Source organism: Pedobacter sp. UYEF25, assembly GCF_054061655.1.
Window position 1 is genome coordinate 18179 of the sequence record NZ_JBSSEL010000021.1, and the last position, 24087, is coordinate 42265.

Annotated in this window: 22 protein-coding genes; 13 read left to right on the forward strand and 9 right to left on the reverse strand. The window is 36.4% G+C overall.

The window, feature by feature from the left end; translation table 11 throughout:
* Positions 1–2 precede the first annotated feature (2 nt).
* The 3 genes from ACVWYG_RS16315 (at position 3) to ACVWYG_RS16325 (ending at position 3857) form a co-directional block, all read left to right on the forward strand.
* Positions 3–1436: a SusD/RagB family nutrient-binding outer membrane lipoprotein gene (locus ACVWYG_RS16315; RefSeq protein WP_457271614.1), complete on the forward strand. Its 1434-nt coding sequence runs from the start codon at positions 3–5 to the stop codon at positions 1434–1436.
* Positions 1437–1884: 448 nt separating this feature from the next.
* Positions 1885–2229: a PadR family transcriptional regulator gene (locus ACVWYG_RS16320; protein ID WP_457271616.1), complete on the forward strand. Its 345-nt coding sequence runs from the start codon at positions 1885–1887 to the stop codon at positions 2227–2229.
* Between the two features lie 11 nt (positions 2230–2240).
* The gene (locus ACVWYG_RS16325; protein ID WP_457271618.1) at positions 2241–3857 is read left to right on the forward strand and encodes a PspC domain-containing protein; all 1617 of its coding nucleotides are present in this window, start codon (positions 2241–2243) and stop codon (positions 3855–3857) included.
* Between the two features lie 97 nt (positions 3858–3954).
* Here ACVWYG_RS16325 and ACVWYG_RS16330 read toward each other — a convergent pair whose 3' ends face one another.
* The gene (locus ACVWYG_RS16330; RefSeq protein WP_457271620.1) at positions 3955–4776 is read right to left on the reverse strand and encodes a thymidylate synthase; all 822 of its coding nucleotides are present in this window, start codon (positions 4774–4776) and stop codon (positions 3955–3957) included.
* Between the two features lie 217 nt (positions 4777–4993).
* Here ACVWYG_RS16330 and ispE point away from each other — a divergent pair, with 217 nt between their 5' ends.
* From ispE to ACVWYG_RS16365, 7 genes are all read left to right on the forward strand, one after another.
* A complete protein-coding gene (gene ispE, locus ACVWYG_RS16335) occupies positions 4994–5797 on the forward strand; it encodes a 4-(cytidine 5'-diphospho)-2-C-methyl-D-erythritol kinase (protein WP_457271622.1) in 804 nt (267 codons plus the stop codon).
* A 393-nt stretch (positions 5798–6190) separates the two neighbouring features.
* Positions 6191–6604: an OsmC family protein gene (locus ACVWYG_RS16340; RefSeq protein ID WP_457271624.1), complete on the forward strand. Its 414-nt coding sequence runs from the start codon at positions 6191–6193 to the stop codon at positions 6602–6604.
* Between the two features lie 44 nt (positions 6605–6648).
* Positions 6649–7830 (forward strand): trans-sulfuration enzyme family protein, encoded by a 1182-nt coding sequence (locus ACVWYG_RS16345; RefSeq protein WP_457271626.1) that lies wholly within the window; start codon positions 6649–6651, stop codon positions 7828–7830.
* Between the two features lie 38 nt (positions 7831–7868).
* Positions 7869–9215: a site-specific DNA-methyltransferase gene (locus ACVWYG_RS16350; protein WP_457271628.1), complete on the forward strand. Its 1347-nt coding sequence runs from the start codon at positions 7869–7871 to the stop codon at positions 9213–9215.
* Between the two features lie 11 nt (positions 9216–9226).
* A complete protein-coding gene (locus tag ACVWYG_RS16355) occupies positions 9227–9940 on the forward strand; it encodes a hypothetical protein (protein ID WP_457271630.1) in 714 nt (237 codons plus the stop codon).
* 133 nt (positions 9941–10073) lie between these two features.
* A complete protein-coding gene (locus ACVWYG_RS16360; RefSeq protein WP_457271632.1) occupies positions 10074–10796 on the forward strand; it encodes a pirin family protein in 723 nt (240 codons plus the stop codon).
* Positions 10797–10842: 46 nt separating this feature from the next.
* Entirely contained in the window at positions 10843–11139 is a 297-nt protein-coding gene (locus ACVWYG_RS16365; protein ID WP_457271634.1) for a hypothetical protein, read from the forward strand.
* A 13-nt stretch (positions 11140–11152) separates the two neighbouring features.
* Here ACVWYG_RS16365 and ACVWYG_RS16370 read toward each other — a convergent pair whose 3' ends face one another.
* The 5 genes from ACVWYG_RS16370 to tgt form a co-directional block, all read right to left on the reverse strand.
* The gene (locus ACVWYG_RS16370; RefSeq protein ID WP_457271636.1) at positions 11153–11431 is read right to left on the reverse strand and encodes a hypothetical protein; all 279 of its coding nucleotides are present in this window, start codon (positions 11429–11431) and stop codon (positions 11153–11155) included.
* Between the two features lie 2 nt (positions 11432–11433).
* A complete protein-coding gene (locus ACVWYG_RS16375) occupies positions 11434–14238 on the reverse strand; it encodes a TolB family protein (protein ID WP_457271638.1) in 2805 nt (934 codons plus the stop codon).
* A gap of 1135 nt (positions 14239–15373) precedes the next feature.
* Positions 15374–16249, reverse strand: a complete 876-nt coding sequence (locus ACVWYG_RS16380) for a DMT family transporter (RefSeq protein WP_457271640.1) — start codon at positions 16247–16249, stop codon at positions 15374–15376.
* Positions 16249–17346: an LptF/LptG family permease gene (locus ACVWYG_RS16385; RefSeq protein WP_457271642.1), complete on the reverse strand. Its 1098-nt coding sequence runs from the start codon at positions 17344–17346 to the stop codon at positions 16249–16251. The genes ACVWYG_RS16380 and ACVWYG_RS16385 overlap by 1 nt, the downstream gene beginning before the upstream one ends.
* Before the next feature lie 5 nt (positions 17347–17351).
* Positions 17352–18482 (reverse strand): tRNA guanosine(34) transglycosylase Tgt, encoded by a 1131-nt coding sequence (gene tgt / locus ACVWYG_RS16390; protein ID WP_457271644.1) that lies wholly within the window; start codon positions 18480–18482, stop codon positions 17352–17354.
* Positions 18483–18723: 241 nt separating this feature from the next.
* On the opposite strand from tgt, the gene ACVWYG_RS16395 reads away from it, so the two are divergent.
* The 3 genes from ACVWYG_RS16395 to ACVWYG_RS16405 all read left to right on the forward strand — a co-directional run bounded on the left by ACVWYG_RS16395 (position 18724) and on the right by ACVWYG_RS16405 (position 21098).
* Positions 18724–19743 carry a glycosyltransferase gene (locus tag ACVWYG_RS16395; RefSeq protein WP_457271646.1) on the forward strand — a complete coding sequence of 340 codons (1020 nt, stop codon included), beginning with the start codon at positions 18724–18726 and terminating at the stop codon, positions 19741–19743.
* The gene (gene rsmG / locus ACVWYG_RS16400; protein WP_457271648.1) at positions 19740–20396 is read left to right on the forward strand and encodes a 16S rRNA (guanine(527)-N(7))-methyltransferase RsmG; all 657 of its coding nucleotides are present in this window, start codon (positions 19740–19742) and stop codon (positions 20394–20396) included. The genes ACVWYG_RS16395 and rsmG overlap by 4 nt, the downstream gene beginning before the upstream one ends.
* A 255-nt stretch (positions 20397–20651) precedes the next feature.
* Positions 20652–21098, forward strand: coding sequence for a KTSC domain-containing protein (locus tag ACVWYG_RS16405; RefSeq protein WP_457271650.1), 447 nt, complete (start codon positions 20652–20654; stop codon positions 21096–21098).
* A 219-nt stretch (positions 21099–21317) separates the two neighbouring features.
* Here ACVWYG_RS16405 and ACVWYG_RS16410 read toward each other — a convergent pair whose 3' ends face one another.
* From ACVWYG_RS16410 to ACVWYG_RS16420, 3 genes are all read right to left on the reverse strand, one after another.
* On the reverse strand, positions 21318–22073 hold the full coding sequence (locus ACVWYG_RS16410) for a hypothetical protein (protein WP_457271651.1): 756 nt from the start codon (positions 22071–22073) through the stop codon (positions 21318–21320).
* Positions 22063–22713 (reverse strand): glycosyltransferase family 2 protein, encoded by a 651-nt coding sequence (locus ACVWYG_RS16415; RefSeq protein WP_457271653.1) that lies wholly within the window; start codon positions 22711–22713, stop codon positions 22063–22065. Before ACVWYG_RS16415 ends, ACVWYG_RS16410 begins: the two co-directional genes overlap by 11 nt.
* A gap of 160 nt (positions 22714–22873) precedes the next feature.
* Positions 22874–23758, reverse strand: coding sequence for a hypothetical protein (locus ACVWYG_RS16420; protein ID WP_457271655.1), 885 nt, complete (start codon positions 23756–23758; stop codon positions 22874–22876).
* Between the last annotated feature and the right edge of the window lie 329 nt (positions 23759–24087).

A 24087-nucleotide genomic window follows, 5' to 3' on the forward strand; every position in this document is an offset into this window, starting at 1 on the left:
TCATGAAAAATAACATCATATATACCGGTATTGTACTTGTTCTTTTTGCTACGTCTTGTAGTAAAGAACTGGATAGGGTAAACATTAACCCTAACGCTACAGAAAATGCACAGCCCGATTATCTGTTAACAGCAGCTATCAAAAACACGGCCGACGCCTATTGGGGAACAGCTAATAATATGAACTCTAGCTTACTTTTTGTGCAACAATTTGCAAAAGTTCAGTACACAGAAGAGGATAGGTTTATTTATTCCAACAGTAGCTTTACCTCTTTATGGTCTACCTTATATTCTAATAGCATTACAGGTTTTAATAAAATCATCGAAATAGGAAATACAACAAATAACCCAAATTATGTTGGCGTTGCCTTAACGCTAAGATCTTGGTCCTTTTTACTGCTAACTGATGCATATGGCGATATCCCATACAGCGAATCTGGCAAACTAAGTGAATTTATCACACCGGCTTACGATAAGCAAAAAGATGTTTATTTTGGTTTGCTAGAAGATTTGAAATCGGCAAAAAATACCTTAGATGTCGCCGGAAAGCCAATTGGTGGAGACATTATTTATACAGGAAATATCGCTAAATGGAAAAAATTTGCAAACGCTCTAAGGTTGCGAATTGCACTTAGAATTGCAGACAGAGAACCGGCAAAAGCAAAGCAAGTGTTAGAGGAGATTAAAGCCGATGGCGATTTATACATTAGTGATAATACTGATATTGCGCAGCTAATCTATCAAGTTTCTCCACAGCAAAATCCCATTGCAGCACAATTTGAAACTAGAGACGACTATAGAATAAGTAAATCAATTGTGGATAAATTATCTGATTTAAATGATCCACGCTTGTCCATTTATGCAAGTAAAACACAAACAATTACGCCCGAACAATATGTAGGATTGCCAAACGGGCTAACAAATTCTGAAGCCAGTAATATTGGTTTCGCTAAAACATCTAAACCTGGTGCCTATTTTCTTACACCGCAATCGCCAGCGGTAATATTTAGCTATGCAGAATTATTATTTGATAGGGCAGAGGCTGCTGCAAGAGGTTTAACTTCGGAGAATGCGGCCGATTTATACAAACAAGGAATAGCAGCTTCATTAAATCAATTTGGTGTTGCCGATGCAGCAGCGGCCACTTATCTTGCGCAACCAGTATTAAAGTACGACAGTTCAAACTATAAAAAATCAATAGGAGAACAAAAGTGGATTGCCTTATTTGGGCAAGGCTTAGAGGCTTGGGCAGAAAGACGTAGGCTTGATTATCCTCAACTTACAGCTTCTGCAAACACGGTTTTAAACGGACAAATTCCAGTGCGATTTATTTATCCTGGAACAGAACAATCACTAAATAACCAGAGTTATAAAAATGCGGTAGCGAGTCAAGGTGCAGATTTATTAACCACCAGATTGTGGTTTGATGTAAATTAACTAAATCGCTTTAACAGTAGCTAAAGCCGCTCTAACAATAGTTATAGCGGCTTTTTTTGTGTTTGGTTACAAATTTTTTAAACGTCTTAGGTTCAAACTAACGTGGGTTTTAGTCTTAATTTTTTTGAATCAATACCATTTTCCCTTTCTCAATCCTGCTTAATTTTGCTTTTTGACATCCTTCATTTGATTAAAAAGCTGTTTTAAGCGTCTTTTTTAGCAGTAGTGGACAGCAATAAATCTTTTAAAATCTGCTTTATTTACCTCAAATAGCGGGTCCCTATCGGCGTTACTTTAGCAAAAAGTCTTGCCTATTAGTCAGAATTCATAAAAGTATGTCAAGTAAGTTAAAATTATACAATTGATTGTCAATTATTTATGAGTTTTTTCCAACTTATTTTAGTACTATGTATTGCATAGTATTATATAAATAACATATCTTTGTAGTATGACAGCAGAAAATACGCAAACACAAATGCGAAAGGGGATTCTGGAATACTGTGTTTTATCGATCATTTCTCGGGGTGAAATTTACACCTCAGACATAATTGCTGAACTTAGGTCGGCAAAGTTATTGGTGGTAGAAGGAACATTATATCCCTTATTAACGAGGCTTAAGAACAATGGCTTGTTAAGCTACAACTGGGTAGAATCTACCTCTGGACCACCGCGTAAATATTATACTTTAACCGTAGCAGGAACAGATTTTTTATCACAATTACACCAAACTTGGCAAGAACTCGCCTATGCAGTTGGCATATCGCAAAGTGGTGCTAACTCACAAAATTCATAACGCAAAAGGAAATGGAAAAAACCATCATCATTAATATAGGTCACACGATTATTCATATAGAAGAAAGTGCTTACGAATTTTTAAGAGGGTATTTGAATGAAGTAAAGCAGCATTTTACCAACCATGCCGACGACTTAGAAATTGTAACGGATATTGAAAATCGCATTGCCGAACTATTGAGCGAGCAATTGGAGGCGCAAAAAAAACAAGTAGTCCGATATGACGATGTACATGCTGTAATCATCCAAATGGGCCGTGTACAAGATTTTGATGTTCTCGAAGAAAATGAGCAAGAACCGGTAAACCACATTAATAATCAATTCTACGCAGAAAAAAAATTGTACCGAGATATGGACGAACGGGCAATTGCAGGCGTTTGCGCAGGTATTGCCCATTACATTAATATCGAAGCAAAATGGATTCGTTTGGTCGCATTAGTCAGTGTTTTTTTAGGGGGCGCTGGTATTTTAGTATATGTCATCCTTTGGATTATCATGCCGAAAGCCAAATCGCGGATAGAGAAAATGGAAATGAAAGGTGAACCTGCAAATTTGCAAGGTTTTCAGAAAAACTTAGAAGAAGAACTACAGGCCGTTAAGGAACGGTTGGGTATCGTTAACAGACAGGCGCAACCTCTATTTAAGCAATTTGGCAATTTTATTGGAGAATTTTTTGAATGGCTGGGAAGATTTATCTCAAGTACAGGAAAAGTGGTTTTTAAAATTATAGCCATCGTTATTGTGGTGTTTGGCGTATTGTTTTTATTGACTTTAATAATTGGTGTTGCCGCTTTTCAAGGTTTTTGGGATGCCAGTATCTACGAATATTTTCCATTCTCTATTCTAAATGAAGGCAATAGAGGCGTGATTGTGTTAAGTACGTTTATTGTGTTTTTCATCCCTATTTTAGCTTTGGTACTTTTCTCCATCCGTGTAGCTTTTAGTAAGCAAGCCATCAATAAAATGCTTTCTTTCGCTTTACTAATTATCTGGTTGGCTGGTATTGCAACGGTAGGTTATCAGGCGGCGAAAATATCATCAGAATTTAAGCAACATGCAGAGCTTACTCAGGCTACAGCGCTAAAAATCTTTACAACTTACATTATTGATATAGACAAAAGTAAGTATTTTAGTAAAGAAGATAGTATTGCTTACCACATCGATGCCAATCAGAAAAATCGAATTGTAGTTGAAGATTTTGAGGACGGACCCTTCGTGTCTCCTAACAACATTCGCATCAATGTTACTAAAAGCGAAACTGGGATAACGCGTTTAACGCAAAAATACGAATCGCAGGGGAAAACTTTTCCAGACGCGTTACAAAATACACAAAACATCAGTTACACTTTTCTGTCAAAAGATTCTGCAATCACATTTAACCCTCGTTTTCAACTAAAAAGGGGTAGTATTTGGAGAAATCAAGAGGTATGGTTAAATCTAGAAGTTCCGGTTGGAACCAAGTTAATTCTAAAGCAAGACGCTTATCGATACATCAATAATTATTACGCGTGGAGCTGTGATAACCGAGAAAACAACCATGATGATTACAGCACTTGGATTATGACAAACGAAGGATTGAAATGCAAATATGATCTTGACCATCCGGAAGATAATAAAGACAATCAATAAGAATTTTATATCATTTTATCTTGAGCGAATTTATGCAGTCTTTGAAAATTAATGGATGATTTAGAAATCTCTTATCTTTTAATAGAAGTGGGCGCCATTAAACTGCAACAATTCCTTTTATGTGTGGATGTGGATCATAATCTTCCAGTTTGAAATCCTCAAATTTAAAATCGTAAATATTTTTTACCTCTCGATTGATAACGATTTTTGGTAAAGCTTTTGGTGTTCTTCTTAACTGCAAATTTGCTTGTTCTAAATGATTGTTGTATAAATGTGCATCGCCAAGCGTGTGAACAAAATCGCCAACTTCCAAATCGCAAACTTGCGCAATCATCATTGTGAGCAATGCGTAAGAAGCAATGTTAAAAGGAACACCTAAAAAGATATCTGCGCTGCGTTGATAAAGTTGACAACTTAATTTTCCTCTGGTTTCTCCTTTTTCAGCATCGGCAGGAGCCACATAAAATTGAAAAAATGCATGACAGGGCGGCAAAGCCATATGCTTCACTTCGGCTACATTCCATGCAGAAACAATAATCCGTCTTGAATCTGGGTTTCGGTTAAGGGTATCTATAACGTTGCTAATTTGATCAATTGTTTTCCCATCGCCTGCAGGCCAACTCCGCCATTGAGAACCATAAACTGGTCCTAAATTTCCTTCTTCATCTGCCCATTCGTCCCAAATCTTAACTCCATTTTCTTTTAAGTAGGCAATGTTGGTGTCTCCGGTTAAAAACCAAATTAATTCGTGAATGATAGATTTTAAATGAAGCTTTTTAGTGGTAACCAATGGAAAACCTTGCTGCAAATCAAAACGCATTTGATAACCAAAGACACTTAGTGTTCCAGTTCCTGTTCTATCATGTTTTTGTGCGCCATGAGTTAACACATGCTGCATCAAATCTAAATACTGTTTCATATCTCCTCGGTAGAATTATCTTTACAAATATCTAAAATATAAGGCAAGATTTTTGAAATCGTTGATTTAAAGATTTTGTATGTTTGCTGGTAAAGGATAAAAGAGCAAGGAACAAAGATTAATGAGCTAACGCCATCATCAAAACTTTAAAGGCTGTAGACCCTGTCGTTTTCTCTATCTCCGTATCTTATCTTAATGCTAAATACGATAATTAAAAATGCTGTCTTTCCCAAATGCCAAGATAAATTTAGGCTTACACATTACCGAAAAGCGAAGTGACGGTTATCATAACTTACAAACTGTTTTATATCCTATTGGGATAAAAGATGCGGTAGAAATTACCGATGCGATAGAAACTTCTTGTGAGATACATGGCATCCACGTTCCGGGCAATACGGACGACAATTTGTGTTTAAAGGCCTTCCAGTTGTTGTGTGTTGATTTCGACCTCGCACCGCAGAAGATAAATCTTCTAAAAAATATTCCTGTTGGTGCGGGTTTGGGAGGCGGCTCTGCCGATGCAGCTTTTACTTTAAAATTGATAAATGATCGATTTGAGCTAAATTTGAGCGATGAGCAACTGCTTCATTATGCCAGAAAACTAGGCGCAGATTGTGCTTTTTTCATAAAAAATAAGCCTGTGTTTGGCTACAATAGGGGTGACGAATTTGAGGACATTGACATAGATTTGAGTAATTATTTTATGGTGGTTGTGATGCCAAACATTCATATGAGCACGGCTAATGCTTATGCGAGCGTAAGTCCGCGGGTGCCGCTCAAACCCCTCAAAAACATACTTAAGCAGCCAATTGAAACTTGGCAGGAGGAGCTTAAAAACGATTTTGAATTATCGGTATTTAAAAGTTATCCGGCGATAGCCGAAATAAAATCAAAACTTTACAAAGCAGGTGCTATTTTTGCTTTGCTCAGTGGAAGCGGTGCTTCTGTTTTCGCAATTTTCGATAACGAAGTTCAGTTGCCGCAGATCGAGAGAGAGAGTAGGGTTTTTTATAAAATTTGATATAATGTGTCGTGTACTTTAAACATAAACCTGTCGTTTCAAATGATTTTAGAAAATGTCATCCCAATAGTTTTAAATAAATGAATAGAAACAACTCCATATTCGCCGCTAGAGGTCTAGCCGATTAAAATTCGGATTTAACCCAACTATTTATAGTCCTTATTCTATTTTAGTTGGGAAAGGGTCAGTAGATCGCACCAGGCTCTGACTTAAACAATCCTAAAGGATATGGCCACGCGCAGGCGGGCTTATATTTTATAACCATTTGTAGCCAAGGCAGTATATGTTGTTTGGAGAAATTAACGATGGAGAAATGGATTTGAATGAATATGGCGATAATAACACGAAGAGCTTTTCTGTAAGTAAAATAGTATAATTTCAGCGCATAAGAAAATGGAAATAAAGTTAATTAGAAAAAGTGGAAAGTTTAATTTCGAAGCAGAAAATGAAGCTGGCAAAACGGTTGAATTGGATGCCAAACCAGCAATAGGAGGAGAAGGGAAGGGTTTTAGGCCAATGGAAATGTTGCTGGTTGGTTTAGGTGGTTGTAGCGGTATAGACGTTGTAAACGTACTTTCGAAACAAAAAGAGCCTTTAAATGACATTAAAATCAGCATAAACGCAACAAGAAAAGACGAAGAGATGCCACCTATTTTTGACATAATAAATATTCACTTCGAGCTATACGGCGAATTAAATCAACAAAAGGTCGAACGTGCACTAAATATGACCTTCGATAAATATTGCTCTGTGTCTAATATTCTTGGTCGTTCGGCGACTATTAATTTTACCTTCGCAATAATTTAATGGTAAAATTATCACCACAAAAAACCTAAAACTCCAAAATAAGAATGGAATCAGAATATTTTGAAACAATCGCAATTCGCACTCAGGCAGAACGTAGCCAACATAAGGAACACTCTGCACCAATTTATTTAACGTCTAGTTATAAATTTGACGACGCGGAAGAGATGCGCGCATTGTTTGCTAATGAGAAAGAAGGAAATGTGTACAGTCGATATGCCAATCCAAATACGTCAGAACTGATCGAAAAGATGGCCTTGTTAGAAGGTGCAGAGACAGGTTGGGCAACCGCAACCGGTATGGCTGCCATTTTTACCACTTTCGGTACGTTTTTGCAAAATGGAGATCACATACTTTCTAGTCGGTCTGTTTTTGGATCTACGCACCAATTGCTAAACAATGTGTTTAGCAAATGGGGAATTACTTACAGTTACGCCGATTTGGATAAACCAGAAACCTGGGAAGCCATGATTCAGCCAAACACCAAAATGATTTATGTAGAAACGCCATCTAATCCAGGTATTGATGTCATAGACATTGCCTATTTAGCTGAGATTGCAAAAAGACACGGAGTAATGTTTGTTGTAGACAACTGCTTTGCTACACCTTATTTACAGCGCCCGTTAGATTTAGGCGCCGACATCTCTATTCACTCTGCTACAAAATACATAGATGGACAAGGAAGAACGTTGGGCGGATTGATTTTGGGGGCTAGCAAATTAATTAAAGAAATTGAAGGTTTTGCGCGGCATAGTGGTCCGGCGTTGTCTCCATTTAATGCTTGGATATTGAGCAAGAGTTTAGAAACCCTTGCCGTTAGAATGGATAGGCACTGCGAAAATGCGCTTAAAGTGGCCGAGTATTTAGAAAATTGCGCTGAGGTAAAATTGGTTAAGTATCCTTTTCTAAAATCACATCCACAATATGAAATAGCCAAAAGGCAAATGACCCAAGGCGGAGGGATTGTTACCCTAACGCTAAAGGGAGGTTTAGAAGGTGCAAGAAATTTTATGGATGGTTTAAAAATGTTTTCCATATCTGCAAATCTCGCCGATACGCGGTCTATCGCTACGCATCCGGCCACGAGTACACATAGCAAATTAACTGAAGAGCAGCGCAATGAGGTTGGTATAGAGCAAGGATCGGTGCGGTTATCCATCGGCTTAGAACACATTAATGATATTTTGGGAGACATACAAAAAGGCTTACAGAATATGAAAATCGATTAGCCATCATCTGGCAGAGCCGATAAAAAATTTAACTATAAATGGCTACTGAGCACTACAAAAACTTTTCTAAAGAAGCACTTGTAAAACTGTTAGAAAAGTTAGAGCGGAACCAACGCTATGGTTTGGTTTGGGAGGAAGATCGCGAGCCAGAAAAGGTCGTCTTGACCTGCAACGCTCAGCGGCCAATTTTGATTGAGGTAGAAAATAAAGAGATTAACTCAACTCTTAACGGCCCTGCAAACATTCTGATAGAAGGTGATAATTTTCATGCTTTAATGGTTTTAGCAGAAACTCATCAAAACAAAATAGACCTCATCTACATCGATCCGCCTTATAATACTGGTAAAGCGAATGATTTTATGTACAATGATAAATTTGTAGATTCAGATGACGAATATCGACATAGTAAGTGGCTTTCGTTTATGCACAGGCGCCTTGATCTTGCTAAAGGTTTATTATCTGATGACGGTGTCATTTTCATCTCTATCGATGACAATGAGGTTGCCCAACTGAAATTGTTGTGCAATCAGATTTTTGGCGAACAAAATTTCATCGCCCAATTTATTAGAAAAAGTAAAGCCGGATCTGGCCACGATAGCGCACAGATCGCAATAGAGTTTGATTACATGCTTTGTTTTGCGAAAAATAAGGCGGCGGTCAGGTTTAAAAAAGAAATTTTGGATGTAGAAAACGACAAAAAATATCGTTTGGTTGACGAGCACCTCGCCCATCGCGGTAAATATTATCTTAGAGATTTAGATTATAAGGGGAGTTATAGTCCATCTTTAGATTATGAGTTGGAGATGCCTGATGGAATAAAAATTTATCCCGGCGGAAAACTAGGTAAACCAAATACGTGGCGATGGAATATAGAAAAAGTTAAATGGGGAATAGAAAATGATTTTATTGTTTTTAAAAAAGGAAAAACCAACTGGAAAATTTATATTAAGCAATATCAGTTTGTAGATAACAAAAATAATTTACGCGTTAGAAAACTGCCACATCGTGCGCTTATTCAATTTTTAAATGCTGATGGAAGTCAGGAATTGAATAACATTGTAAAGCAAAATGTCTTCAAGTTTCCAAAATCGATTGGTTTAATTTCTTTTTGTTTAGATTTAATCGAATGTAACGACATCACTGTATTGGATTTTTTTGCTGGATCTGGCACAACAGGCCACGCAGTGCTGCATTTAAATAAAATAGATGGTGGAAAGCGAAAATTTATTATCTGTACCAATAACGAGAACCAAATTTGCGACAACGTTACTTATCCGCGTATTTTTAAAGCAATAACTGGTTATACGGATTTAAAAGATAGAGTAATACGAGGCTTAGGTGGAAATTTAAAATACTTTAAAACAGGTTTCGCAGAAAAAACATAAAATTAAGCACAATGGTCCGTTTTTCAGATTCGATATTGATGGAGTTGACGGAGGCTGAAATAAAAAGCGTAATTGCGGTAGTGCTGAGTAAAATCTCGATTTCTAAAACAGATAATTTGCGTTACAGACATCCAAATATTCAATTCGATTGTCTGCTGCGGGGTTACATCGGCGAATATGCAATGACCGAATGGTTTAACAGTTTCGATGTTATTCTTGATAAGACAAATTATTTAGACGATGGTCAGCAAATAGATGTCGATTTTTTATACAGAGGACATAATCTGGAACTTAAAACCTCATTGATTCCTGACGTAGATGAAGATTTACAGCAAGCCATCGAAAAACGAGATATAAAGTTACTTGTTCGTGGAAACACAAAGATTGAGCATTTAATTGGTGATGTGCATTTGCAAATGATGTTCGACCAAAGGCGTAAGGCAAAAGACAACTGGCTTAAAGCGCAACAAATTAATCTCGAAAGTAAAGACATCGATTATCTCTACGCTAAAATTGGCGCTCGAAAATACAAAGACACCATTTACTTTGTAGCTTGGATTGATAAGCAAACTTTAGTAAAGGCTATCCAAGACATGCCCGAAAGTGATAGAATTTGGTCATTCATTCAATCTACTCGTAATTTCTGGAATTGTAAAATTAGCACTGCAAAACCTCCTGCAGAACTTATAAGCTACCTTAAGAATTTACAATCGCCGTATGCCTAACAAAGTTGGCCGAGTGATTCGTAAACCATCTGTTTTTGATCTAGTTGATGTTTATCTAATAATTTCTTAACCTACATCAATAGGCTGAGCGCTGCGAAACGGTAAATTTGTATATCACAAAAAAGGAAATATCATGACACATTCAATTTTGCATAAAGCCGATACGCGCGGCGGCGCCAACCACGGTTGGTTAAAATCTAACTTCACGTTCAGTTTTGCCGAATATTATAATCCCGAAAGAATACATTTTGGCGCTTTAAGGGTGTTGAACGATGACACCATCGCCGAGGGAAAAGGATTTGGAACTCATCCACACGATAACATGGAAATAATTACCATTCCACTAGAAGGCGCTGTAGCGCACAAAGATAGCATGGGAACCGAAGAAATTGTGCACGCCGGGGAAATTCAGGTAATGAGCGCCGGCACAGGCGTCAGTCATAGCGAGTACAATCCGTCGGAGGTAGACCCATTGAAGTTGTTGCAAATCTGGATTTTTCCCAATAAGAAAAACGTAACTCCACGTTATGGGCAAATGCAGCTAGACGAAAAAGCAATGCACAACCAGTTTTCTCAAATTTTATCGCCAAATGCAGATGATGCAGGCGTTTGGGTCAATCAAGACGCTTGGTTTTCTATGGGAAAATTTGATAAAGACGTAATAAAAACTTATGATATTAAGAAAGCCGGGAATGGTGTTTATGCATTTGTAATAGAGGGCAACGTGACAATAAACGGTCAGGAACTTGATACTAGAGATGGTTTGGGGATTTGGGATACGGATCACATCGAATTTAAATCTAATTCTGCAGATGCCAAAGTTTTGTTAATGGATTTGCCGATGTACGTTGGTTGAGAGGTTAAACTATTAAAATTTAGATTAAGCGAAAAGATCGATAACAATGAAAATAAGCATATTGTACGTAGGCAAAGATTTATCAATTACAAAGATTATGATCCGCTTATTAAACGCCAAAGTGAACTGGAAAGGCTTTGGCGTTTGTAACTGTGAGGATGCTTTAGAAGTGTGCAAAGCTGAGCCATTAGATCTGGTTTTGTTGGGAAACGGAATTGAAGAAGAAGAGGAAAAAGATTTAAGAGAAAAACTTCTAATTCTTCAGCCAAGCGTTAAAATCATTCAACACTACGGTGGTGGTAGCGGTTTGCTATATGCAGAAATAACCGGTGCGCTTGCTTGAAATGGCCAGTGACTTAACTGATGTATTCTCGGTCTTCATCGCTAAGCTCACTTTTATTTTCTGTTTGGTCGTCTCCATCAAAATTTCTGTCGTAGCTGGAAACTGTTTTCTTTGGTTTTGCTAAAATGTACCCGATAATCAATCCGAACAAAACACAAATACCAATTACGAGCAGTTTAGACATCTCGAAATCGATCCATAAAAATTTAAAATTCACCGCATCTGTATTTCCCATCAAAAAAATGGTTAATAGCACAGTTAAAATGATTATAAAGATTGTTTTGCCGCTCATGTCTAAAGATTATAATTGAAAGAAAACTCTATTAGGGGTTTTTGATGGTAAATTTGGTTCACAAAAATAAGCCTTGTTCCAAGATTTACAACAGGCAAATAGCGCAAAAGGTTTAAATTAGTATTAAATTCTAATCCAAAGGTTTTCGGCTGCGTAAAGGTATTGGTTTTTTCTATGTTCTCGTAATGGCAAAAGACTCCACCAGTAAAACTTCTTACATAAGCCAACGGGCCGATTTCCCAATCCGGAAAAGCAATTGGAAAACGATAATTTAGCAATAGTGTATTTTTAAGTTTACCCGTTGCTAAAATATTGTTGTAGCCATAAACCGTTGGAATTTCCACCGCAAATCTGTTTGCTCCGTTTGCGTTTTGATAGTTCAAGCTAGCCAAAAACGAATGGTTCTTTCCGAGTCCGGGAAAATAGAAATAACTTTCTAAAGCGAGCAATTCGCCTGTTAAATGTAGATCAAAAGGTTGGTGATTGTAAGTAACACGCAGCACCTGTGCCCATTTCGGTGCAATGTCTCTTGCTGCATTTGCAATACTATGGTTTAAGGAAAACGAATATGAAAGCGGGAATTTTTTCGAATCTACAAAGCCACTTGGCAGGTTTTTTAACTGATATCGTTGTGTGTAGCTGGTAGATATATTTGCAGATGCCGCATAATAATTATTTTTGGAGCTAAAAGAAATTGGCAACGCCACGCTTAGCACGGTATAATTTTCACGCCAATCTCCCTGAAAACTTTGTCCTTTAGATTGGTAGAATGCCCTTTGCGGCCTATTGCTAAAGTTGAGGGCAATAATTGGATAAAGTGCTTTATAACTCAAATCTGCTGTATATTCCATCCTTCTTAAATCACTATGGTATTTGGCGGCAGTATAAAAATCGGACGTATTTAGCAGGTTATTGGATTGAAGCTGTAGCCCATACACATATTCGTTGTCTATTACCGGAATTAAACTGTGAAAATTTAACAAGTTTGCTGCTTGTTTGTAAGGTTTAGAAATAAATGAGCTGTCTGGAATGGCTGCAAAAATATTTGGCGGATTCTCTTGCTTTTCTGCGGCATTAGAGAAATCTACAAAATTGTCTTTCCCAATCTCGGTTTCTTCCCGAACAGTTTCTGCGATTTGATAGCCGTTGATGCCATAGTCATTAAAAATCATTTTACCATTTTCGGTAAAAGTCGGGTTGAAAGCGCCGTATTTTGAGGCGCTCAGAGCCATTATTTTTTTGTCGGCGACGTTCAAGCTGTAAACATTATCGATGCCGTTAAAATGCGCATTAAAGCAAATTTCGGCGCCGTTAAAAACTGGCCTGCTTAATTGTTGTCTACTGTCTTTAATTAATATGGTTTCAAGTCCTCCTTCTCGCACACACAAATTTTTTCCTTTTTCGCTTAAACTGATGTATGTGATGCGATTTCCTATTTGATCAAAAGCGGGTGTCTGTAAAATGTAGTTTTGCGGATTTGGATGAATTTTTAAAATCTTTCCATTTTCAGCGTTTAATTCTGCCAAATTAAATTTGTTGTCTAACGTTACTTTTACTGCAACAATTTTCTTTCCATCAGGCGATAGGCTGGGAGAGAACAACCGACTTTTCCTACTCAGTTGGGTTGTGGTTTTGGTGCTAAAATCGTAGGCATAAATTACACTATAGCTACGCTGTCTGTATCGAGGATCATAGTGCGTTTCATCCCATACCAACACTCCATTTGAGTAGCTAAACCAAGGCTGTTCTTGTTGTCCGATTGCGAAAAGTTTTTGCTCTGTTTTATCTTCGTTAACGAGAACAAAATAGCTGGTTTTTGAGGCACTGTTTTTAAGTGTTAAAATTTGTTTTTCGTTTATCCTTACCGGAAGAAAATAGTTGGTTTCAAAACTGGCCCGGCGAGTTAAAATCTGGTAGTCTCTGGTTGGAGTTTTTTGTTCTTGCTCTTTCCATTTTTGAGTGATAAAGTTTTGGGTCGTTAAAAAAAAATGATTCGTGTTTAAGCCGCTAAAATATTTTAAGCTTTTTGAAAAAGGATAAGTTGTAAACGTATTTTTTTTGATTCGGGTAAACAAGCTATCGATGACGAATTCTCCATATTCGGCCCGGAGGTTAGAGACCATTACAAAACCAGTTTGGTAATAGCCCGGAGTTGCCTTTTTTTCAGATCCGAAATAAGCTTCGCTATAGCTAAATTTTCTTCCCTCCAAAACCGAAGTTCTAAATGGCATAATCCAATTTGGTTGCCTGCCTCTTCCGCTAAAGGTAAGTGCAGTTTCGTTCACTACTGCATCGCCCTCAAAAAACCATAAAGGTATGGTTGCACCAAAATAGGCAAAGTAGATTAGTTCTGGAAAAGGGTGTTTTTTTAATCCTGTCAATTTGTCAAACTGAGCGACGTGTCGAAGTTCGTGAACAGCTAAGTTGTTTAGCCAGTCTTGATTATCGAAGAACTGCGGAGGCGTTGTATAGAACTCGGATTTTTTTGGCCCAAGCTGAACAAATCCATTTGCCGTTACACCTTGGTTTTGGAGAAGGATAGGTATTTCTGTGTGATTTAAATTTAAGCCATTTCCCACAAATTTGTACAAGTAGGGTAGGGTATTCGCCATTCTTTGAGCTTCTTTTTCCAAGCTATCCGGATAGATGACTTGAAACCCTGAAGAAGAAATGGTGCGCCATTTTACACTAAGTGGGTTCTGCACACTGCTAAATATTTGACTAAAAACATCATGTGCACTTAAGATTAATGTAAATCCTACAAGAGTACTGATAAATAGTTTTTTAAGTCGATTTAAATTGGTCATTGTTAATTTTTGCTAATTATATTAGTAATACGCTGCATTTGAATTTAAATTTAATTTAAGGTATATTTTATTTAAAAGTATTTAGAAGCTGAATTTCAGTAAGTTATATTTTTTTTATAAAGTTGTAAGTTAAGTATGTAGAACATTTTTTATCGTCTTAATTCTACTTAATTTACGCATATTGTCATTTTAAATATAGCGTTTTTTATCGCGATATTAAATAACACTAAGTTTAAAATTTTTTTTCCCGGTGTGTGCCAAATATTGATTTTATAAGTGTAAACGATCTCTCTATTGTACTCCATTTTCGGTTATTTAATAAATCTAAAATCGACCACAATTTTTTCTTAATTGGCTAAATATTATACAACCTGGTAAGAAATCACTCTTATAATTAGTAGGGAAAAAGCATTAGCTTTTATACGATTTTCGGATGATAGCATTTTAGTTTTTATGAAAAACTGTATTTTAAACCTAAAATATCGATTTTAAGTAGCTTTTAAACTATGCCATAAGGGCAGTTAACTTAGAATTTCTGTAAATTTTCTGTTCTTTATTTTGCTGTAAAAATTTGTAATTAGTCGAATTTTATAATTGTTTTTTGCAAGTGCTAACTAACAAATTTTAGGATTTCCCTATAGATGTGGAAGAAAACTTTATGGTTTTTGTGGGTTGCCGTGATCCAATTATATTGAATCAAAACCATAGAAAAGGAGTTGTATAGTCGACGAATTTCACCTAATAATTAGTAGAACTTTTCCGAAACCTATGGGTGTTTCACAAAATTGGGGGAAATTAGATTGCCCATTTCTCTTAACGCATTCGATAGAAGCAGGTGATTTGAAACTGTCTTTTTGCAAAGTAGCAGTTATTTAAGCTGAAAATTAAGGATAACTTTCTGCTTTTTGTATGGTTTTTAGGTGATTTAAAAGAGCATTAAATCCTAGATAGGATTTAATCTAACGCTTATTCTAGATCGATTTTTGAAGATTTCTAAAGAGGTCCTTTACTCGACTTCCACGGATTATATTAATTTCGCTTTAAAATAATTGGACTAAAAAGTAAATGGGACAGCACTTTTTCTGAAGATATTTTTCTAAATTCAGTAGTTATTCAACGTTATTATTGCGGTAAATTAGAGCTGATTTTTCTTATTTTTATAAAGAGGATAGAGGAACACGGTGGCCAAAATAACCACAGATCCGAGGTAAAAACCATACGTCATTCTTTCCTGTTGGCCGTAAAAAATGAAGGCTAGAATCACCCCATAAACGGGTTCAAGATTTGTGATTAATGCAGTTCTAAATGCGGACATTGTACGCATCACAGCAACCCCTGCGACATAGGCTACAGAGGTGCAGATGGTGCCTAGAATAATTAAAAAGAACCAATCGGATTTGCTCAAATCAAAATGCACCGTAGCGAACGATCCATCAAAAATTCGATAAATTGTTACCCAAAATAACGCACCTACAAGCTCATAAAACCCTATAATAGATGGCTCGCTTTTCTGGACCAAAACAGAATTTATCGTTGCAAATAAACTAGAGGCAACGGCGGCAGTTAGGCCAAAAGCGATGCCCACGGCATACTGTGTCTCAAACTTAAAGATCAGTAAAATGCCCGTAATGATTAGTATTCCTACAAGTATATCCGTTCTGAAAATTGGTTGTTTTTTTATCAGGGGCTCTAGGATGGCTGTAAATAAGGTGAACGCAGATAGACACACCACCGCAACCGAAACGGTAGAAACCTTGATGGCATGGAAGAATAGAATCCAATGAATGGCAACTATTCCGCCGACCGACATAAAATAAAAAAATTGTTTCCTAGTAATTTTGAGGTTTTTTTTGGTAATTAAAAACCAAATATAAAGTGTAACTGAGGCAATTAAAACCCGGTACCAAACCATTGGTACAGCGGCTATGCTTATTTCTTTACCCAATATGCCAGTAAATCCCCAAACGAACACTGTTAAATGGAGGATGATTAGATTCTTCTTTTTTTCCATTATTTAGGAGCGCGTTTGAGCAGGTAGAGACCTAATATTCCAAATGAAATAGTAGGCAATAACACTGCGATAAACGGCGGAAGCCCACCTTTTGTGGAAAACATCTGGGTAAATTGATTAAAAACAATGTAGGTAAAGCTTAAAAATATACCTATTCCCAAAGAAACACCTACGCCACCGCGAACTTTTCTTGATGATAAGGCAACACCAATTAATGTAAGAACAAAAGCCGATAGGGGGGTTAAATAGCGTTTATATTGTTCGAAAAGGAGATCGTTCATAATCCCTGTTCCTCTAATTTTTTCTTTTTTGATTTTTTCGGCCAATTCGTGGGTGGTAAGATTTTGAACCACATTATCATACGCAGAAAAATCGTTTGGCCGCATATCTAAAATTGTATCTTTTGTTTTTCCCGCGCCATAAATCATCGATTCTTTTAGTCCATTGATATTTCTAATGGAATAATTAGTGAGCGTCCATTTTCTCTTCAAAGAATCCCACTTAATGCTTTCTGCCACTATTTTTTTCGTAAGCACGTCGCCATCAATATTATCTAAATTGAAACGTGAACCAGAATTAGTTCGGTTGTCAAAGCTCTCTATATAGATGTAAGTTTGTTTATCCAACTTCATATGAATATTGCTCTTGGCAGTTGGATCGTTGCGTTTTACATACCTGTTTTCGAAGTTGTTTTTTAATGTATTTGTGTATGGTAAGATGTATAAGTTTGAAGCGAGATTAACAGAAAATATAATAAAAGCGGAAATGAAATATGGCCTCAAAAACCTATTGAAACTAACACCGCCACTCAAAATGGGTACAATCTCGGTTTGATCCGCCATTTTTGCGGTAAAAAAAATAACTGCAATAAAGTTTATGAGCGGAGAGAGCATATTCACATAGAAAGGAACAGAACCTGCGTAATACTTTGTCAGTATGCCCCAAAATCCCAATCCGCTCCTCAGAAAATCGTCTAATTTCTCAGAGATATCAAAGACCACAATAATTACTACAAAAATAATTAGCGTATAAACAAAAGTACCTAAGTATTTTCCTATTATGAACCGGTCTAATATTTTTATATTTTGTCTAAACATTTATTTTAAAGCTTATTGCCTAATATCTTACACATCTTATTTTTCCAGTTATAAAATTCGCCACCGATGATTTTTTTTCTTGCTTCTTTAACAAGCCAGATGTAGAAATGAAGATTATGTAAGCTAGCTATTTGTGCACCGAGCATCTCTTTACTGTGTATCAAATGCCTTAGGTAAGCTTTACTTGTTACCAAATCTACGTGTAAATCGCTCTCATTATCTAAAGGAGAAAAATCATCTTCCCATTTTTTATTTCGGATATTTATAATACCATTTCTAGTAAAAAGCATGCCGTTTCTTGCGTTTCTGGTTGGCATAACACAATCAAACATATCTATGCCAAGCGCAATATTTTCCAACAGATTAATTGGCGTTCCAACACCCATTAGGTATCTAGGTTTATCTTTTGGCAATATATCGCAGACCACCTCGGTCATGGCATACATTTCTTCTGCGGGTTCTCCAACAGAAAGGCCGCCTATGGCGTTACCCTCCCGCCCCATCGTTGCAATAAATTCTGCAGATTTGACTCTTAAATCCTTGAAAACAGAACCTTGAACAATTGGAAACAGTGTCTGCTCGAAGCCATATCTTCCCTCAGTCTCATCTACGCGCGCACAACACCGTTTTAACCAGCGGTGCGTCATGTTTACCGATTCTGCTGCGTATGCATAATCGCAAGGATAAGGTGTACATTCATCGAACGCCATTATAATGTCTGCGCCAATGCTTCGTTGAATGTCCATGGCATATTCTGGTGTAAACAAATGTTTAGAACCATCTATGTGTGAATGAAATGTAACGCCTTCTTCTTTAATTTTTCTCACTTTACTTAACGAATAAACTTGATATCCGCCGCTATCGGTAAGAATAGGGCCATCCCACCCCATAAATTTGTGCAGTCCCCCCGCAGTTTCTAGAATTTTTATCCCCGGTCGCAAAAATAAATGATAGGTATTGCCTAAAATAATTTGTGCTTTTACATCAGACTTTAATTCTCGCTGATGAACGGCTTTAACCGTTCCGGCAGTACCGACAGGCATAAAAATGGGCGTTTCTATAATGCCGTGGGCGGTATTGATGCTACCGGCTCGGGCTTTTGAAAGCGGATCTTGGGCCTGTAAATTAAAATCCATAAGATATTTTATTCTACTAAAAATTTGTGCAAAAATAGCAAAAATAGAGGTCATTTTGATGTTTAATTTTTTATCCACACAGCAGCTTTTGTTAATTTAAAATGAGAAATTTGCGGAAATTTAATTTAACGTAGTGGTTTTTAGTCCAACTGAAATTTTTTTGTTTTTAATTGTTTCGCTGTGCGCAGTTGTACAGCTCTATTTTTTACTCTTTATTCATCTAAAGTTATTGAAATATAAGGTGGAGGAGATACCCGATACTGCAATAGATCCTTTGAGTGTGGTGATTTGCGCGCGAAATGAGGCCGAAAACCTAAAAGCTTTTTTGCCTGGCATTTTAAAACAGAATCATCCAAATTTCGAAGTCGTAGTGGTAAACGATCGCTCTTGGGATAAGACAGAGCAGATATTAGAAGAACTGCAGCTAACCTATAAACATTTGAAATTGGTTAAGGTGCTTGAAAGCAGCAAGTTTGTTGCTAGCAAAAAATTTGCGCTGACCATGGGCATAAAAGCTGCAAAATACGACTGGTTGGTGTTTACAGATGCAGATTGCGAACCAGCATCAGAAAATTGGTTGATGGACATGCAGCTACCAGCAGCCATTCAAACAGAGATTCTATTGGGGTACTCTCCATATCAGCGCAAAAAGGGGCTGCTAAATGCACTTATACGTTTCGAAGCGTTTTTTACTGCGCTCAATTACCTTTCTTTTAGCTTAAAAAAAATGCCATACATGGGCGTTGGAAGAAACTTAGCATATCGGAAGTCTCTTTTTTTTGACAATAAGGGCTTCGCCGCACACATGCATATTCCCAGCGGGGACGATGATCTTTTTGTTAATGCCCATGCTACCAAAATTAATACAGAAATAAGAATAAATAAACAAGCACACGTTTGGAGTGTCCCAAATACAACTTGGCGTGGATACCTTCGACAGAAACAAAGACATTTTGGTGCGGGCAAAATGTATAAGTCGAGCCATAAATTTTTATTGAGTTTGCAAATTATTACACAATTTTTACTCTACACATCTATTATCGCTTGTCTGTTTTTAAATATGGAAACCCTGCTTTTCGCCTCCGCAGTTTTCGTTTTTTTTATATTGATAAAAGCGTTCATTTACCCAAAATTGCTCAATAAATTGAGCAGCGAAAGTATGAGTTGGTGGTTTCCTGTATTAGAAATATTGCTGTACTTATTTCTAACCATTAATGGGTTTTTAGGGCTATTTGGTAATAAAAAGGTACATTGGAAATGAAAGAATTTAGTAAAAATATGCAGACGGGAAACATGCAAATTATCCTTAAGTATTTTAACGATATATCTGCTAAACAAATTGAACAGTTTGCAGCGCTATATGATTTATATGTAGACTGGAATGCGCAGATAAATGTGATTTCGAGGAAAGACATTGACGAGTTATACGAACGGCATATTTTGCATTCTTTAGGTATAGCAAAGATTTGCCAATTCAAGCCTGGAGAAAATGTACTAGATGTAGGCACAGGTGGTGGATTTCCCGGCATTCCTTTGGCAATTCTTTTTCCAGAAACCGGATTTCATTTGGTCGATTCTATAGGGAAAAAAATAAAAGTTGTAAAGGAAATTGCTTCAGCATTGAATCTTGTAAATGTAAAAGCCGAGCACATTAGGGCTGAGCAAATTAAAAATAAATATAATTTTGTAGTAAGTAGGGCAGTTACGCGATTGGCTGATTTTTACCCTTGGGTGCAAGGAAAGTTCAAGAAAGATTCTATCAACGCCATTCCAAATGGGATTTTATATTTAAAAGGGGGTGATCTGACTGAAGAAATCAAAGAGTCAAAATTGACGGTGGAGCTGTTCGCACTGGCGGATTATTTTAAAGAGGAATTTTTTGAGACAAAATTTGTGGTTTTTGTTCCACAATAGATTTTATGGAATGCGTTAGATCATAATCATATAATGGACATTGTGAATTCGTCGGTTGGGCAAGCTGCCATAATATAGAGTACCTATCGATCAGTAACCAATCAACCATAAAATAGTGAGCGATAGTTGAATGTTGTTTCATATCTGAAGAAAAATAAAAAAATAAAAATTTATCCTCAAATTCCGTACCTTTGCACTTCTAAAAAATTGAGCGTTAGGATGCTCGCTCATTTGTAAACTATTGGCAAGTATTGTATGAAAAGAATTATTGAATATCGGAAATTTTTAGGAGTTGATAAAGCTGTTACTTTAAAAGAACTTAAATCAGAGTATCGCAACTTAATGAAAGAATGGCATCCCGATAAATTTGCGGACAATGAGGAAGAAAGAATTGGTGCAGAAACACACAGTAAAAAAATAATCGAAGCTTATCATTTTTTAGTTAGCGTAGCGCCCGAGACTATTGAGCAAAATTTAGAACAATACACGGAAACGGTCGGAACCTCTCAGATTTTAAATTACTCTTACGAGAAAAGCTTATTACAGCTAAATTTTGTAGACGGTAGTAGTTATGAATATTTCGGTGTTCCTAGGACCATGTATAATAAATTTTGTAATGCGGATGCTCCTGCAAGGTTTTGCCGTAGAAATATCTACAACGAATTTGTTTACAGAAAAGTAAGTAAGGCTGTAGAAGTTTAAGAGGGAATCGTTAGAAAAAGGTATTTTATGCGTAGTGGTCTGCCTGTTAGTTTGGCCTTGCGCAAGTCGCTCAGTTTTTGTTAAAATCCATATACCCTAACTATTGGTGTCTCGTTAACTCCCCAAACATAGTTCGTCTTCTGGTTATAATGCTGGCTCAGTAGCCTTTAAATCTTCTCCGATTGTGAGATTATCTTTCTACTGAAATAAACATTTTTTCTATTTATGTTTAAACCAGCACGTGGTATCGGCTGTGTAACTTTTAAATTCGGTATTTACAGGCCTGCCGTGAATTAATCTAGTTTGGTATCGGGTTCTCGCTAAAAAGTTAAAAGCGCCCATATCTCCCGTAAAAAGCGATTTATTATTAATATTATAGCGTTGGTGAATGTTCCACAACTCGTCGATGAATGGGTGAACGACAGAAAAATTCCCGCCGATTATTCCGCAATTTAGTAGGGTAGCATTTTTAAAGTCATCCTCATAGTATTGATAATCAGGAATTTTACTGCGTAAATGGTCCGAATGTCTTTGCATCCAGTCATTTTCTAAAATTTCGGGTTCATCGCCACAAAAAATAGTGCCCGGACAAGCGATATACAAGGGGTCTATAAACGGGTCTTTTAAAACTTTTACATCAGAAATATCTGTAAAAAAAATATTTTCAATCTGCTCAGCGTATTGTTTTAAGAATTCGTCATAAACTGCATATCTAAACACATTAGGGCTATATTGCGGATTATATTCGATGTTTATGAAATGGATGTGATTAGACTGGTGGAGTCTGCAAGTTAATTCTGAGAAGTTATTGTGAAAAATAATACCTTGTAAACCTAATTTAGTAATAGAATTTGCCCACTCGGATACCAACGAAAAATCATCATCCGCTAAAGTGGTACTTCTATTGACATCGTAAACGCCGGTAATATGAGATGCAACAATAAAATTGCCCCTTATTTTAAAATCAATTTTCAAGCTGAGCGTTCATTTTAATTTTTGCAGTCAAGCTTTCCAGATTGTCTCTATAATAAACATAGGTTCTTAAATCTAATTTCTTAACTGCAAATTTCTGTTCTGCTCGTTCATAAAAATTTGCATCTGCAGCATACATATTCTGGAAATTAAGCATTGTGAATACCTCTTTTTTTCCAAATAACGTGGCAAATAATATACACTTATCTACATGTATCACCTGATTAAGGTTGAAGCGATCAGGAACATAATAATCTGATTCTTGACTCACAATCGTTTCTGTTGTCGAAGCGATCAAATCAAGTAATTTAATTTCAGATAAACAGGTGCTCAAATGATTGGGTTTGTATTCGTCATCTGCATCAATTACAGTGATAAATTCGCTATTGCTGATGAGCATTGCCCGGTTTATAGAATCCGATTGGCTTCGGTTTTTATGGCGTAAATAAGTAATTTTATCTTCATGCTCGATGGCATAATTTAAAATTTGATTATGGGAATCATTAGCGCTTCCATCGTCGACTATGATCAACTCAAAGTCTTGAAAATCTTGATTTAGCACCGAATCTATCGCTCTTTTTACCAGCTTAAACGGCGTATTATACACAGACATGATAACCGAGATTCGTTTTTTAAAATGCATTGTGGAGGGCCATTAAAAAAAAATTTCTCAAACTTACCATCTTCTGTCGAAGTTTTGTTAGGATTTTTGTAAAAATTCATGTAAACAACTATAATTTTTTTAGCTTTTGCCATTCGATTCGTCCGGCGTCCAAACGAAATGCAATGCGTAAACTTGCTGGTTAATGTTCGGTAAAGGAATTGCTTTTATAAGAGTTATGAATCAATAAGATCAAAAAACCGAAGATCACAGCGCCCAAAATCAGTGCATTATTGATAATACCTTCCATAGAAAAGGATAACTTTATTAAAATTGTCGAAATGATAAAACCTGAATTTCGTATGATTTTATGGAAACTGTCGGAATAGAAAAATGAAAATAAAAGTAATATCACATCGATTATGATCAGCAGAATGAAGAAATCTTCAAAAAATATATTGTTTATATTTTTGAAAGTAGCGATATCATTCCAGTGATTTTGTTCTGAGACGACGATCCAGTTGATAAAAGAGTACAGTGCAAGCATGATGACCGTAGGAATCAGTACGATGGCAATTGTTTTTTTAAATTTTATAAATTGATTTATTCGTGCTTGATCTTCAAAGGATTTTGGCTTGTAATTTAAAGCATGTTCTGCTAACCGTTGATAGAATTGCTGGATTAAAAAAAATAGAATCAGCGCTGTTGCTAAGTCGTAAGTAAACTGCAGGTCGTGCTGCAACTTAAACCAATTAGGTGATAGCTCCATATAGCCAATGTCTTTAAAAATTCTCCTAATGACAATTAGCGTAATAATTTCATATTGCTTACCAATGTAACTTGAGATTGATTTCGGGAGGTAGAATACCAATAAAAAAACCTCATAAACTAAAATAAAGGAAAAGGGCGTGTATATGGCAGCAATAGGGCTTTTTGTAAGTTTGGAAGATAGATGAATGACGTCCTCTTTCACTAAAAAAATAATAAATAAATGAAGTACGAAACTAATTATTGCAATCCATATAAAGATACGCTCCACTCGTTTTCTGAATTCTTCAGACAACATATTTTCAAATATCGTTTTCAAGTGAATTAGTTTAAGATTCTAATTTTCAGTAAATTAGACATGAACTATAAACCTCTTGCCACCTCTATTGTTTCGTTTTTTGGGCGATTAAAAAAATTATTATTTAACTTTTTTTCGGAGGTGCTTAATTAAGCTAATTTGTTCGCTTAGATTAGAGTATGTTTGTTTTTTCTGTCGTTCGTTTACTTATATCCTACCAAAAAATTACCGCAAGTTGCTTGGAAAGTCAGCACAAATACAGCCTGAGCATTTGATCGTCACTTGGTATAATTTTTGAAATGTCTTTGCTGCTAAATTTCACTGCGTTATTAGCTCTAAAACATATTGAA

Coding starts and splice junctions, on each gene's coding strand:
- tgt (WP_457271644.1), bottom strand. CDS start 18,482: ATGGATTTTAATTTACAGGCCCAAGATCCGCTTTCAAAAGCCCGAGCC.
- ACVWYG_RS16330 (WP_457271620.1), bottom strand. CDS start 4,776: ATGAAACAGTATTTAGATTTGATGCAGCATGTGTTAACTCATGGCGCA.
- ACVWYG_RS16405 (WP_457271650.1), top strand. CDS start 20,652: ATGAAAAGAATTATTGAATATCGGAAATTTTTAGGAGTTGATAAAGCT.
- ACVWYG_RS16325 (WP_457271618.1), top strand. CDS start 2,241: ATGGAAAAAACCATCATCATTAATATAGGTCACACGATTATTCATATA.
- ACVWYG_RS16415 (WP_457271653.1), bottom strand. CDS start 22,713: ATGCATTTTAAAAAACGAATCTCGGTTATCATGTCTGTGTATAATACG.
- ACVWYG_RS16340 (WP_457271624.1), top strand. CDS start 6,191: ATGGAAATAAAGTTAATTAGAAAAAGTGGAAAGTTTAATTTCGAAGCA.
- ACVWYG_RS16360 (WP_457271632.1), top strand. CDS start 10,074: ATGACACATTCAATTTTGCATAAAGCCGATACGCGCGGCGGCGCCAAC.
- ACVWYG_RS16365 (WP_457271634.1), top strand. CDS start 10,843: ATGAAAATAAGCATATTGTACGTAGGCAAAGATTTATCAATTACAAAG.
- rsmG (WP_457271648.1), top strand. CDS start 19,740: ATGAAAGAATTTAGTAAAAATATGCAGACGGGAAACATGCAAATTATC.
- ACVWYG_RS16370 (WP_457271636.1), bottom strand. CDS start 11,431: ATGAGCGGCAAAACAATCTTTATAATCATTTTAACTGTGCTATTAACC.
- ispE (WP_457271622.1), top strand. CDS start 4,994: ATGCTGTCTTTCCCAAATGCCAAGATAAATTTAGGCTTACACATTACC.
- ACVWYG_RS16385 (WP_457271642.1), bottom strand. CDS start 17,346: ATGTTTAGACAAAATATAAAAATATTAGACCGGTTCATAATAGGAAAA.
- ACVWYG_RS16320 (WP_457271616.1), top strand. CDS start 1,885: ATGACAGCAGAAAATACGCAAACACAAATGCGAAAGGGGATTCTGGAA.
- ACVWYG_RS16380 (WP_457271640.1), bottom strand. CDS start 16,249: ATGGAAAAAAAGAAGAATCTAATCATCCTCCATTTAACAGTGTTCGTT.
- ACVWYG_RS16315 (WP_457271614.1), top strand. CDS start 3: ATGAAAAATAACATCATATATACCGGTATTGTACTTGTTCTTTTTGCT.
- ACVWYG_RS16375 (WP_457271638.1), bottom strand. CDS start 14,238: ATGACCAATTTAAATCGACTTAAAAAACTATTTATCAGTACTCTTGTA.
- ACVWYG_RS16355 (WP_457271630.1), top strand. CDS start 9,227: ATGGTCCGTTTTTCAGATTCGATATTGATGGAGTTGACGGAGGCTGAA.
- ACVWYG_RS16350 (WP_457271628.1), top strand. CDS start 7,869: ATGGCTACTGAGCACTACAAAAACTTTTCTAAAGAAGCACTTGTAAAA.
- ACVWYG_RS16345 (WP_457271626.1), top strand. CDS start 6,649: ATGGAATCAGAATATTTTGAAACAATCGCAATTCGCACTCAGGCAGAA.